The sequence below is a fragment of the Maritimibacter dapengensis genome, assembly GCF_019218265.1.
Taxonomy (GTDB): domain Bacteria; phylum Pseudomonadota; class Alphaproteobacteria; order Rhodobacterales; family Rhodobacteraceae; genus Maritimibacter; species Maritimibacter dapengensis.
On record NZ_JAHUZE010000003.1, the window covers coordinates 96,710 to 108,646 of the forward strand.

The 11,937-nt window shown below is 60.2% G+C and carries 12 protein-coding genes; 6 read left to right on the forward strand and 6 right to left on the reverse strand.

The features are described 5' to 3' along the window. Window positions 1–21 precede the first annotated feature (21 nt). Window positions 22–717: a DUF4386 domain-containing protein gene (locus KJP28_RS12695; RefSeq protein ID WP_218392975.1), complete on the reverse strand. Its 696-nt coding sequence runs from the start codon at window positions 715–717 to the stop codon at window positions 22–24. Window positions 718–880: 163 nt separating this feature from the next. Here KJP28_RS12695 and KJP28_RS12700 point away from each other — a divergent pair, with 163 nt between their 5' ends. Next, the gene (locus KJP28_RS12700) at window positions 881–1,765 is read left to right on the forward strand and encodes a LysR family transcriptional regulator (protein WP_255552379.1); all 885 of its coding nucleotides are present in this window, start codon (window positions 881–883) and stop codon (window positions 1,763–1,765) included. Between the two features lie 9 nt (window positions 1,766–1,774). Here the strand turns inward: KJP28_RS12700 and KJP28_RS12705 are convergent, their stop codons facing one another. From KJP28_RS12705 to KJP28_RS12720, 4 genes are all read right to left on the reverse strand, one after another. Further along, window positions 1,775–2,314 (reverse strand): VOC family protein, encoded by a 540-nt coding sequence (locus KJP28_RS12705; RefSeq protein ID WP_218392977.1) that lies wholly within the window; start codon window positions 2,312–2,314, stop codon window positions 1,775–1,777. A gap of 11 nt (window positions 2,315–2,325) precedes the next feature. After that, on the reverse strand, window positions 2,326–2,517 hold the full coding sequence (locus KJP28_RS12710) for a DUF2783 domain-containing protein (RefSeq protein WP_218392978.1): 192 nt from the start codon (window positions 2,515–2,517) through the stop codon (window positions 2,326–2,328). 11 nt (window positions 2,518–2,528) lie between these two features. After that, window positions 2,529–4,151, reverse strand: coding sequence for an FAD-dependent oxidoreductase (locus KJP28_RS12715; protein ID WP_218392979.1), 1,623 nt, complete (start codon window positions 4,149–4,151; stop codon window positions 2,529–2,531). 162 nt (window positions 4,152–4,313) lie between these two features. Beyond that, a complete protein-coding gene (locus tag KJP28_RS12720; RefSeq protein ID WP_218392980.1) occupies window positions 4,314–4,745 on the reverse strand; it encodes a MarR family winged helix-turn-helix transcriptional regulator in 432 nt (143 codons plus the stop codon). A gap of 160 nt (window positions 4,746–4,905) precedes the next feature. On the opposite strand from KJP28_RS12720, the gene KJP28_RS12725 reads away from it, so the two are divergent. The 5 genes from KJP28_RS12725 to KJP28_RS12745 all read left to right on the forward strand — a co-directional run bounded on the left by KJP28_RS12725 (window position 4,906) and on the right by KJP28_RS12745 (window position 10,111). Further along, on the forward strand, window positions 4,906–5,856 hold the full coding sequence (locus tag KJP28_RS12725) for an MBL fold metallo-hydrolase (protein ID WP_218392981.1): 951 nt from the start codon (window positions 4,906–4,908) through the stop codon (window positions 5,854–5,856). A gap of 24 nt (window positions 5,857–5,880) precedes the next feature. After that, complete coding sequence (gene hmgA / locus KJP28_RS12730; RefSeq protein WP_218392982.1) at window positions 5,881–7,233, forward strand: homogentisate 1,2-dioxygenase; 1,353 nt, start codon at window positions 5,881–5,883, stop codon at window positions 7,231–7,233. Beyond that, window positions 7,230–7,859, forward strand: a complete 630-nt coding sequence (gene maiA / locus KJP28_RS12735; protein WP_218392983.1) for a maleylacetoacetate isomerase — start codon at window positions 7,230–7,232, stop codon at window positions 7,857–7,859. The genes hmgA and maiA overlap by 4 nt, the downstream gene beginning before the upstream one ends. A gap of 12 nt (window positions 7,860–7,871) precedes the next feature. After that, window positions 7,872–9,104 carry a fumarylacetoacetase gene (fahA, locus tag KJP28_RS12740; RefSeq protein WP_218392984.1) on the forward strand — a complete coding sequence of 411 codons (1,233 nt, stop codon included), beginning with the start codon at window positions 7,872–7,874 and terminating at the stop codon, window positions 9,102–9,104. A 272-nt stretch (window positions 9,105–9,376) separates the two neighbouring features. After that, window positions 9,377–10,111 (forward strand): sulfotransferase family 2 domain-containing protein, encoded by a 735-nt coding sequence (locus tag KJP28_RS12745; protein ID WP_218392985.1) that lies wholly within the window; start codon window positions 9,377–9,379, stop codon window positions 10,109–10,111. 58 nt (window positions 10,112–10,169) lie between these two features. Here KJP28_RS12745 and KJP28_RS12750 read toward each other — a convergent pair whose 3' ends face one another. Next, window positions 10,170–11,603 carry a GMC oxidoreductase gene (locus tag KJP28_RS12750; protein WP_218392986.1) on the reverse strand — a complete coding sequence of 478 codons (1,434 nt, stop codon included), beginning with the start codon at window positions 11,601–11,603 and terminating at the stop codon, window positions 10,170–10,172. Between the last annotated feature and the right edge of the window lie 334 nt (window positions 11,604–11,937).

Here is an 11,937-nt window from a genome sequence, read left to right on the forward strand (position 1 = left end):
AATTTGGGTTGAGGGATCGTTTCAGACGGTGGGGGTGGTTGCCCCGATCCGCGGGGCGCGGATCAGGAGCCAGAGGGCGAAGCCCACTTCCGACAGGGTCACGATCACCAGCAGACCGACCCGCACCCAGCCGAGCAGGTCGGCATTCGGGAAGGCGAAGGCATAAAGGCTGTCCGCGAAGTAGCCGAAGGCACCGATGGTCAGGCCGTATGCGAAGATTTTCGGCAGCGCTTCGGTCCTGCAGACGAGTTGCCCAAGCAGAAGCAGATGCAGGCCGAAGAAGATCTGCCAGACCCAGACGCCCGAATGATGCATATGAAGCAGCAGCTCGGTGAGTGCACTGTCCGCCGGGATCGTTCCCGACGCCATCCCGGAAAGCCCGGCCTGGAACATGAGCATGGCGGCCATGACGGTGACCATGCCGAAGCGGGCGAGCATGGCGGCGAATGCCAGTGTCTCGTTCACGCGTCGGAACATCTGGTAGAGCATGGTCGAGACCATCACCTCGATCATCATCACCATACCGTCCGCGCCGATGCCGGCGTTGAACAGGCCGCGTTTGTCGTTGATTGCGGCAAGTGTCGTGGTGGGATCGTCGGTGATGATTTGGCTCGGCACATAACCGATGGCGAAAGCACCGAAGATTGCGATGGCGGTGTACCCGGCCCCAGTGAGGCGCGAGAAAGAGCGTTGGGTGGGATCGTTGAAAACAGACATGGTCGTTCCTTTCAGTCAAAGGGGCATCCCTCCGCCTGAAGCGGTGTTTGGCCCGGTGTATCTGGTGTTTGGTGAGGCCCTGTTGGGGCCGATGACCAAGGTTTAGACTGACGGACGGACCAAGAGAATTGACCAATTTCGCGACTATGTTATGCGTATATGCATGGACTGGTCCGCCACCACATTCGATTGGAACCGCGCCCGCGCGTTTCTCGTCACAGCAGAAGAAGGCTCTCTGTCCGCGGCGGCCCGCGCCCTTGGCCTCGCGCAGCCGACGGTCGGGCGGCAGGTCGAGGCGTTTCAGGACGAGCTGGGCGTGGTCCTGTTCGAACGGGCGGGGCACAGCCTGACCCTGACGCCGGCTGGCCACGCGCTCCTCGACCACGCACGCGCGATGGGTGAGGCCGCGATCGGGCTGTCACGCGTCGCGTATGGACAGAACGACGAAATCGACGGCCGCGTGACGATCGCCGCCTCAGATGCCTATGCCGGCATACTGCTCCCCCCGATCCTCGAACGTCTACAGGCACAGGAGCCGCGCATTTCCGTTTCGATCGTCGTATCGAACGATGCTGCGGACCTGCTTCGCCGCGAAGCAGACATCGCTATCCGGAATTTCCAACCAAAGGAACCAGACCTGATCGCCAAACGCCTGCGCACCGCGCACGCGCGTTTTTATGCCTCGCCCGATTACGTCGATGCGCTGGGCGAGGTGACGAAGCCGGGCGAGCTCGGAAGTGCGCGCTTCATCGGGCTAGACGATACCGGCCTGATGCTGGGCATGTTGCAGCAACTCGGATTTCCGATAACCGACGACAATATCCCGCTGAGAACCGGCAACTTCCTCGTCATGTGGGCGCTGGTCAAACGCGGGCTTGGGATCGGTGTGCTGGACGATCGCATCGGGGATAATGACCCCGACGTGGTCCGGGTTCTGCCCGACATGCCGCCTCTGGAGTTTCCGCTCTTCCTCGTCGCGCATCGGGACATCCATCAAAGCCGGCGCCTGCGGTTCGTCTGGGATTTCCTCTCGGTCGCGCTGCGCTAGAAAGCGCCTCTATTTCTCCAACTCTTTCGCATGAAGCCAATCGGCGTGCTGTGGCGCTTTCTTGGTGCGCGACCATTCTTCGAGCATGTCCCATTTGACGTCGTCCAGCCGCGCAAGCATCGCCTCTTCCTCCGGATCCGGGCAGGCGAGTTCAACACGGTGCCCCGAGGGATCGAAGAAGTAGATGGAGTGGAAGATCGAGTGGTCGGTGACGCCAAGCACGTCTACGCCGTTGGCCTCCAGGTGTTCCTTGAATTCGATCAGCGTGTCGCGATCCTTCACCTTGAAGGCGATGTGCTGGACCCATTCCGGGGTATTCGGGTCGCGGCCCATCTCGGGCTTGGTCGGCAGTTCGAAGAAGGCGAGGACGTTGCCGTCGCCCGCGTCGAGGAACAGGTGCATGTAGGGGTCGGGTTCATGCGTGGAGGGAACCTTGTCCTCGGCTATGGCGAGGATGAAGTCCATGTTCAGCATCTTTCCGTACCATTCGACGGTCTCTTTCGCATCCTTGCAGCGATAGGCGACGTGGTGGATTTTCTCGATCTTCATGGTCTCTCTCCTCAGCCTTCGGCGGCCAGCGCGATGGCCTGGTTCAGAATGTCGGCATCACCCACCTGGTTGGCCAGGATCAGGACGAGGCGCGCATTGATCGCATCGCTTTCCTCTTTCGTCTTGCCCTCGTGGACCGCCAGAAGCGTCGCGTAGAAATCGTCGGGGGCGGTGATGTTCGGCTTGGTGTTCAGGTCGCTCATGTCTGTGCTCCTCACGCGCGGGCGGTGGCGATGTTGACGGCGCGGTTGACCGAGGCCGTGTCGAAATGCGCCCAGCGGGCGGCGACATGCTGATCGGGCCGCATCAGGTAGACAGCGGATTTGGCCTCGCCAAGATAACGTTCGGCCAGCTCCGGGTTGTCCTTTGAGGACAGCGCGAGGCGCGTGACCTCGATCCCGTCCACGTCGAGGCTCTCGGGCGCGTCGGCGTCGATGGTCATCAGGATGAAGCGGTTACCGATCATCGACAGCAGCCAGTCGTCGCCAATCGGTGCATCCACCATCGGCGCGCCGACACGGGTGCGCGCGGGCGCACCGGGAAGCGAGTCGGGGCCATTGAGAGACAGCCCGTCATAGACGCAAGGCACCGACAGGCGGCCCGAATTGACCAGCGGGCGGGCAAACTCGTGTTTGGCCGCGAGCGTCAGCACCGCATCGCGGAAGGTCTTGGACACCTCGGACTTGGGCGTGATGAAATCGGTCGAGCGGGTGGAGTTCAGGATGTTCTCGTCCGCGCCGTAGACCCGTTCTTCGGAATAGCTGTCGAGCAGCGCCTCGGGCGCCTGCCCTTTCAGCACCATCCCCAGTTTCCAGCCCAGGTTGTCCACGTCCTGCATCCCCGAGTTCGCGCCGCGCGCGCCGAAGGGCGACACCTGGTGCGCTGCGTCGCCCGCGAAGAACACACGGCCATGGCGGAAGCTCCCCATCCGCTTGCACTGGAACGTGTAGATCGAGGACCAGACCATCTCGTACTCCACGTCCCCCAGCATGGCGTCGAGGCGGCGGCGGATATTCTCCTCCTTCATTTCTTCCTTGCGGTCCACGTCCCAGCCGATCTGGAAGTCGATGCGCCAGACGTCGTCGGGCTGTTTGTGCAGGAGCGTCGAAGCGCCCGAGCCGTGGGTCGGTTCGAACCAGAACCAGCGCTCGGTCGGGAACTCCACGTCCTTCATCTTGATATCGGCGATGAGGAAGCTGTCCTGGAACACCTTGCCGGTGAAGTCCTGGCCAAGCATGTCGCGTAGGGGCGAATTGGCACCGTCGGCCGCGACCAGCCAGTCGGCCTCGATCTTGTAGGGCCCGTCCGGCGTCATCACGTCGAGCACGACGTGGTCGTCCTTCACCTCGATCGCATCGACGCGGTTCTTGCCGCGGATCTCGATCGGCTTGCCCTCGGCCTGAAGCGCGCGCAGGCGGTCGACCATGAAGCGCTCGAAATAGGGCTGTTGCAGGTTGATGAAGGCCGGGTACTTGTGGCCCTCCTCGGGGAGCAGGTTGAACTCGTAGATCTGGCCCTCCTTGTGAAAGACCTTGCCGAGGTTCCACACGACGCCCTTGTCGACCATCGGCTCGCCGCAGCCGTAACGATCCGCAACCTCGAGACAGCGCTTGGCGAAACAGATCGCGCGGCTGCCCATGCCGATGCCTTCGTGGTCGTCGAGCACCACGACCGGAATGTCCTGCATCCCGAGATCGAGCGCCGTCGCCACCCCGATCGGCCCGCCGCCCACGACAACGACCGGATGGCGCACTGCCTCCGCCTTGTCCTGATCCGCATGCTTCTCATACGGATAAATCTTGTGCGCCAGAGTGTAGCGGTCGTCGAAATCCAGCATGATGGCTCCTCCCAATTACCGTGCCGAGGATGGCCCCGCTCAGCGGAACGCAATTCCTGCTTCGCGATGTGGATGCCGCATTTTCATTGCAAATGCAACGTTTTTGATTTGCGCAGGTCTCAAATCCATGTGAGGCAGGGCCCGGACGCGGCAATTCTGGTGTCAGTCTGGCTCTTTCACAGCACGAATCAACCCATCCACACCGCGCTCCAAGGCAGTGCGATCGGCGTCCGCCATACGCGCCAATACATTTCTGGCCCGCGCTTCGACCCGTGGAAAAAGCTCGCGAAAATGCCGACGCCCTTTTTCGGTACAGCGATAGTCCCTCAATCGCCGGTCCGTCGTCGAAGCCTCACCGCTGATGAGGCCCTTGCTTTCAAGCTTCTGGGCTGCGCGGCTGATTTGAACCTTGTCGAGGGACGAGCGTTGGGACAGCGCCTTGGACGTCAAGCACTCGACGTCGGCGAGCAGGAAAAGGACACGCCATTCCTCCCGCGATAGCCCGCCTTCTCGTCGGTAGACATCCTCGAGCTCATGCGAAAGGGCAGCGGCAGCGACAGCGAGTTGGTAAGGGAAGAAGGATTCGATACTCATTGACTAGCCTCTTACCTTTATCGTTGCAGGTGAAACTATAAGAGCCCAACTCACAAGCCCTTGATCACGATCAAGGCGACGTCTTGACTTTGTTGCATTTGCAACGATATAGAGCGGAAAGCGATACAACGTTCCCGCGGGAGCATGGAAGGATTGGACAATGGCAAAGGCATTCGCGTCGCAAGGCGACATGACCGAGAAGACGATTTCTTTCACCGAGGTCGGTGACGGGCTTTACGCCTTCACCGCCGAGGGCGACCCGAACACCGGGGTCATTATCGGGGACGAGAGCGTCATGATCGTGGAAGCGCAGGCCACACCGCGCCTTGCGCGCAAGGTCATCGAATGTGTGCGTGGCGTGACCGACAAGCCGATTTCCCATGTCGTTCTGACCCATTATCACGCGGTGCGCGTGCTGGGCGCCTCGGCCTATGGCGCCCGCGAAATCATCATGTCCGACGTCGCTGCCGGCATGGTCGAAGAGCGCGGGCAAGAGGACTGGGACAGCGAGTTCGGCCGCTTCCCGCGCCTGTTTGAGGGCCACGAGGAAATCCCAGGCCTGACCCGCCCGACCACGACCTTCTCGGACAAGATGACAGTCTATCTCGGCAAGCGCCGCGTCGACATCATGAAGCTCGGACGCGCCCACACCGCGGGCGACGCGGTGATCTGGGTGCCGGATCAGGAGGTCATGTTCACCGGTGACATCGTGGAATATCACTCCGCCTGCTACTGCGGCGACGGGCATTTCGCGGATTGGGGCAACACTCTCGACGCGATCGCCGCTTTCGAGCCGAAGAGCATCGCGCCAGGGCGCGGAGACGCACTTGTGGGTGAAGAGATGGTTGCAAAGGCGCTCGAAAACACCCGCGATTTCGTGGACTCGACCTATGCGCCAGTGGCCCGCATCGTGGCGCGGGGCGGCACGCTCAAGGAAGCTTGGGACGCAGTGCGCGCATCCTGCGACCCGAAATTTGCGGACTATGCGATTTACGAGCATTGCCTGCCGTTCAACGTGGCCCGCGCCTATGACGAAGCCCGCGGCATCGACACGCCCCGCGTCTGGACCGCCGAGCGCGACCAACAGATGTGGAATGACTTGCAAGGCTGATCCTGAAACTCAGGGAGTATGACCATGACGACTCACGACCTTCCCAAGGGCATGATCCGCGCGACGGACACGACGGGCACGCATGAAGGCTACATGCCCGGTTTCGGGAACGACTTCGAGACCGAGGCGCTGCCCGGCGCTTTGCCGCAGGGCATGAATTCGCCGCAGAAATGCAACTACGGCCTTTATGGTGAGCAGCTGTCGGGCACCGCGTTTACGGCGCACCCCCCGGAGCGGACCTGGACCTATCGGATCCGTCCGAGCGTGAAGCATTCGACCCGTTACACCCGGATTGACCTGCCCTACTGGAAGTCCGCTCCCCATACGCCGGAGGACGTCACAAGTCTTGGCCAGTATCGCTGGGACCCGGTGGAGGCCGAGGGTGACCTCACGTGGCTGACCGGCATGCGCACGATGACCACGGCGGGTGACGTGAATACGCAGGTGGGCATGGCGAGCCACGTCTACCTCGTGACGACCTCGATGGTCGATGAATACTTCTACTCTGCCGACAGTGAGCTGCTCGTCGTGCCGCAGCAGGGCAAGCTTCGCTTCGCAACCGAACTAGGCGTGATCGACGTGGAGCCCCAGGAAATCGCCATCCTGCCCCGCGGGCTGGTCTATCGCGTCGAAGTGCTAGAGGGGCCCTGCCGTGGCTTCGTCTGCGAAAACTACGGTCAGAAATTCGAGCTTCCGGCCCGTGGCCCCATCGGAGCCAACGCGCTTGCCAATCCGCGCGACTTCAAGGCGCCGGTCGCGGCCTACGAGGACCGCGAAGTGCCCTCGACGCTCACGATCAAGTGGTGCGGCCAGTTCCACGAAACGAAGATCGCGCAAAGCCCGCTCGACGTGGTGGCGTGGCACGGTAATTACGCGCCCTACAAATACGATCTGAAGACCTACTGCCCGGTCGGTGCGATCCTGTTCGACCACCCGGACCCGTCGATCTTCACGGTTTTGACCGCACCTTCGGGCGTGCCGGGGACGGCGAATATCGACTTCGTGCTGTTCCGGGATCGTTGGATGGTGGCGGAAAACACGTTCCGCCCGCCGTGGTATCACAAGAACATCATGTCCGAGTTGATGGGCAACATCTATGGCCAATACGACGCGAAGCCGCAGGGCTTCGTGCCGGGCGGTATGTCGCTTCACAACATGATGCTGCCGCACGGGCCGGACAAAAACGCTTTCGAAGGCGCGTCCAATTCTAACCTCGGGCCGGAGAAGCTCGAAAACACCATGTCCTTCATGTTCGAGACCCGGTTCCCGCAGCACTTGACCGAGTTCGCCGGCAAGGAAGCCCCGCTTCAGGACGACTACATCGACTGCTGGGACAGTCTCGAGAAGAAGTTCGACGGCACGCCGGGGCTCAAATGAAGCTCTACACCTACTGGCGGTCCACGACGTCTTACCGGGTGCGGATCGCCTTGAACCTGAAGGGGGTCGACTACACGTCTGTCCCCGTCGATCTGGTGGCGGGCGATCAGCGGTCCGACGCGTATGCCGGCGTCAATCCGGGGCTGGGCGTTCCCGCTCTAGTTCTCGACGACGGGACAACCTTGACCCAGAGCATGGCGATCCTCGACTGGTTGGAAGACACCCATCCTGAGCCTGCACTCTTGCCCACGGACCCCATTGAGCGCGCCCACGCGCGCGCGGCGGCGCTCGGGATCGCAACGGACATCCATCCGGTAAACAACTTGCGCGTGGTCGGACGGCTCAAGTCGATGGGCCATACGCAGGATGAGGCCATCGATTGGATGAACCATTGGATGACGGAGGGGTTCGCCGCGTTTCAGACGCTGATTCGGCCGGATACGCCGTTCTGCTTTGGTGACACGCCGGGGCTGGCTGACATCTGCCTCGTTCCGCAGCTCTACAACGCGCGGCGTTGGGGCACCGACCTTGCCCCATTCGCCCGCCTCACCGAGATCGAAGGGCGATGCCTCGCCCTTCCCGCCTTCGACGCCGCGCGCCCCGAGGCGCAGGCCGACGCGACCTGAAAAGGACATGACATGACAGACCTGAAACGCTCCTGGGTGGACAGCGCGAACAGCGCGGACACGCCCTTTCCGCTAAACAACCTGCCCTATGGCGTCTTCTCGACCGGCGGGGAACCGCGTTGCGGGACCGCCATCGGGGACCAGATCCTCGACCTCGCCGCGATGGAGGCGGATGGGGAGATCGACGCAGGCGGCACGCTTCAGACCGGGAGCTGGAACGCGTTCATGGCGCAGGGCAATAAGGCCTGGGCAGCATTCCGTGACACGCTGACCGAGCGGCTCGCCGAGGACGGCGACGAAAGCCTGTCGAAATACCTCGTTCCGCAGACGGACGCGACGCTGCACATGCCGTTCACCGTGTCGGAATATACCGATTTCTACGCGGGCAAGCACCACGCGTTCAACGTTGGCACCATGTTCCGTGGGCCCGAGAACGCGCTCCCGCCGAACTGGCTTCACATTCCTATCGGTTACAACGGCCGCGCCTCGTCTGTCGTGCTCTCGGGCACCGACGTGATCCGTCCCAACGGCCAGCTCAAGGGTCCGGATGACGAGATGCCACGCTTCGGTCCCTCGCAGCGGTTCGACATCGAGCTCGAGATGGGGGCCATCGTCGGCACCGCTTCGAATGGGCCGATCTCGGTGGCCGAGGCCTTTGAGAACATCTTCGGTTACGTGCTCTTGAACGACTGGTCGGCGCGCGACATCCAGGCGTGGGAGTATCAGCCACTTGGTCCGTTCCAAGCCAAGGCGACCGCGACCACGATCAGCCCGTGGATCGTGACCGCCGCCGCGCTGGAGCCCTTCCGCACGTCGACGCCGGAACGGGAAAAGCCGCTCCTCGATTACCTGAAAGAGCCGGGGCCGATGCTGTATGACATCGACCTCGAAGTTACGATGGCGCCGGACGGCGGCGCGGAAACCACGATCACGCGTACCAACTACAACGTGATGTATTACTCCGCCGCGCAGCAACTGGCTCATCACACGACGTCGGGCTGCCCGATGCGGGTTGGCGACCTCCTCGGCTCCGGCACGATCTCGGGTGAGACCAAGGAAAGTCGTGGGTCGCTTTTGGAACTATCGTGGGGCGGCAAGGAACCGGTCGAGCTGGCCAATGGCGAAACCCGCACATTCATTCAGGACGGCGATACGCTTACCCTCAAGGGCGCGGCCCACGGTGACGGGTACCAGATCGGCTTTGGCGATTGCGTCGGGAGGCTGAAACCCGCGCGAGAAGTGTAAGATCGGCACACTAGGTCGACCCAAACTTTATCACACGAAAAGGAACTGAAACACGGCGACTTCAGTCACTACAGATGCCTCCGCCCATTGTCTGTCTGGTTTCACCTCTCGGACGATAAGGACTATGGACCGAGGCACTGACTTGACATACTTGACGATCAAGTCACATTTTCGCCCAAAAAAAATTTTGTAGGCGTGTTACACGCTCGGACGGCTGCTATTTTGAGGGAAAGCCCGACCAGTCGCCAGATCGGAACACAGGAGAGCAGAGAGTGCCGTTCTTTCGTGCAGATTCAAAATTGATTTTTTTTGCTCACGTGCCGAAGTGTGCAGGGTCATCAATGTTTAAGTACCTTGAAGAGCGCTTCGGGTCAGTCGCGTTTTATGATGGAAGGATGCATTTTCTTCCCGAACAGGAGCGTTGGTCCCGCTCATCACCACAGCATATCGACGTCGCGACCTTTGAGCGCATTTTCCCGAAGAATTTTTTCGACGCCACTTTCGCTTTTGTTCGACACCCCGTGTCACGCATGGTCAGCGCATATCATTTCCAACAGGACATCGAGCGTTCCGTGCCACCGGATGTAACGCTGCTCGAATGGCTCGACAGCATCACAGAAGCGCGCAAGGCTGACCCGTTTGTCTTCGACAACCACGTTCGCCCGATGAGCGAAATCGTTCCCGGAGACGCAAAGGTTTTTCGGTTGGAAGAAGGGACAGCTCCCTTCATCGATTGGCTCGACGAATTGACTGGAAACAACGGTGGTCCCCGTGAATTGCCGAAAGTGAATGAACAAGGGTCGCGCAAGAACGGAAAGAAACCCAAGACGAAGCCCACTGACGAAGAGATCGAGAAAATCATGGATATTTACCAGATGGACTTCGATCGCTTCGGATACTCGGCCGATGTTTCTGAATTGAAGAAACCGCACACGCCAAACCACTCTAAATCGTCCACAACGACGAACTCGTTGCGAAAATTTCTGCGGTCGTTCGGAGGATCGTGAGGTCAAGGTCGAACTCGGAACGCGCTCGACCGCATCTCTCACCGATAACGCCGTTGCCCTAGACCAAAGTCGCCAGATGATCTGCTAGTCGCAAGGACATTTGAACAATCGTCAGGGTCGGGTTTGCATACCCCCCCGTCGGGAAGACCGAAGATCCGCCGATGTAAAGGTTCTGAAGTTTGTGGACTTTCAGGTTTTTGTCCACGACCCCATGTGACGGGCTGTCGTGCATACGTGTGCCGCCCATATGGTGCCAACCGGCAATCATTCCGCCATTTGGGATCGCACCATCTTCAGCGATCCATTCAGCGAGGCGGGCCCTCCCCAGATCAGCCTGCGCAAGGTCTTGGGCGAATATCAATGTGGACATCGTGGCCGTGAGTCGGTCCTGCTCACTCCGCCGCCAATGGAGTTGCGGCCTGGGAATGCCGAGAGCGTCCGTCTCATCACCCAACGCCACGCGATTTGTTCGGACAGGAGCTTGTTCCCAATGACTCTCAAGTCGTGACCCACAGACAAGCGCCTTGCCTTGCGTACTTTTCAGGATTCGCGCACCCAAGCCAGGAGCGACGCACAGAAGATCGGCGATCAATTGTTTGGAGCCCGAACCGTAGGCCGCTTCCGTCATCTGCAATCCGGCGTTCAAAATCCCCGCACTGACCTGTGCCTCACGCGTCAGGGCGAACGTCGCCTCTCCGTCCTTGAAAAAACCCTCACCTGTCTCGCGAAAAACAACGTCGGCAAGATTCGCGTGGGGATGCTCCATCCAGTAGGCCCCGAGAACATCCCTGTTCGCATTCAAGGCCCCACCATGTTGTTCATCAAACCAGAGCAACATGCGGGAGTTTTCAATTCCGCCCAGACACATGACAAAATTGTCGGCTTGGATTCTCCAGGTTTCACCATCGCGGGTCCTGACGGTCGCGTGACGGATCGCATCTCCTTCCGGCTCAAGATCGATCAGTGCGGTTTCAAGGCAAACCTTCAAGGCATCCGACGACTCGCAGAACTCCATGTACTTCTCGCCGAAGAGCACAGGCGCAGAGTACTGGAACGTATTCTTGACTACATTCTCCGTATATTGCTCAACCTTGAAATCGTTAGTAATTTCAACGACTTCACAGGCCCCAGCAAGATAAGGATCAAGATCGCCTTTGCTGATGGGCCACCCGGTTTCGGGAAAACCGGGGTGCGGTTCGAAATCGTACGAATCGAGAGGAATGCAACGCCCACCCCAATGGTTCGAGGTCCCTCCAAACATTCGCAACCGTGCTTCGGCAAGGTCGTAATACGCATCGCCGACAACGCTTCCGGCGTATAATTGCTGAGACCAGTCTTCAAAGTACAGTCCACCGGCCTCGACTAGTAGGACCGAGACGCCGCGACGCGCCAGGTCCTGCGCGAGCGTCAAACCGGCCGGACCCGATCCGAAAACACAAATTTGCGCGGACTCGACATGGTCCGACGGAAAAGTCTTCGGCTCGAGAAACATCAGAGATCATCCTCTCGCAAGACCCAGCGAGATCTGACCCGAAAAACACGAACGGCTGGGAAAATCGCCATGACAGACATTGACAACAAACTGGCCAAGAAGCGCCGACGTCCGCCATCGGATACAGTCGACTTCGCGGGGCGCGTTCGGACGCCCTTCCCCATGGAATGAGCCATTATTAATCCCCTCAAACAAATCACCTTCTTGATGATGTTATCAAATTTCGCGGTCTTGTGCATTAGACAGTTGAGACGCTAGCCTTCAAATCGGAACACCAGAATGGTGTACGCCCTACCGACGAAGCAATTCTGCGTGATCTGGGATCGACGGGCGA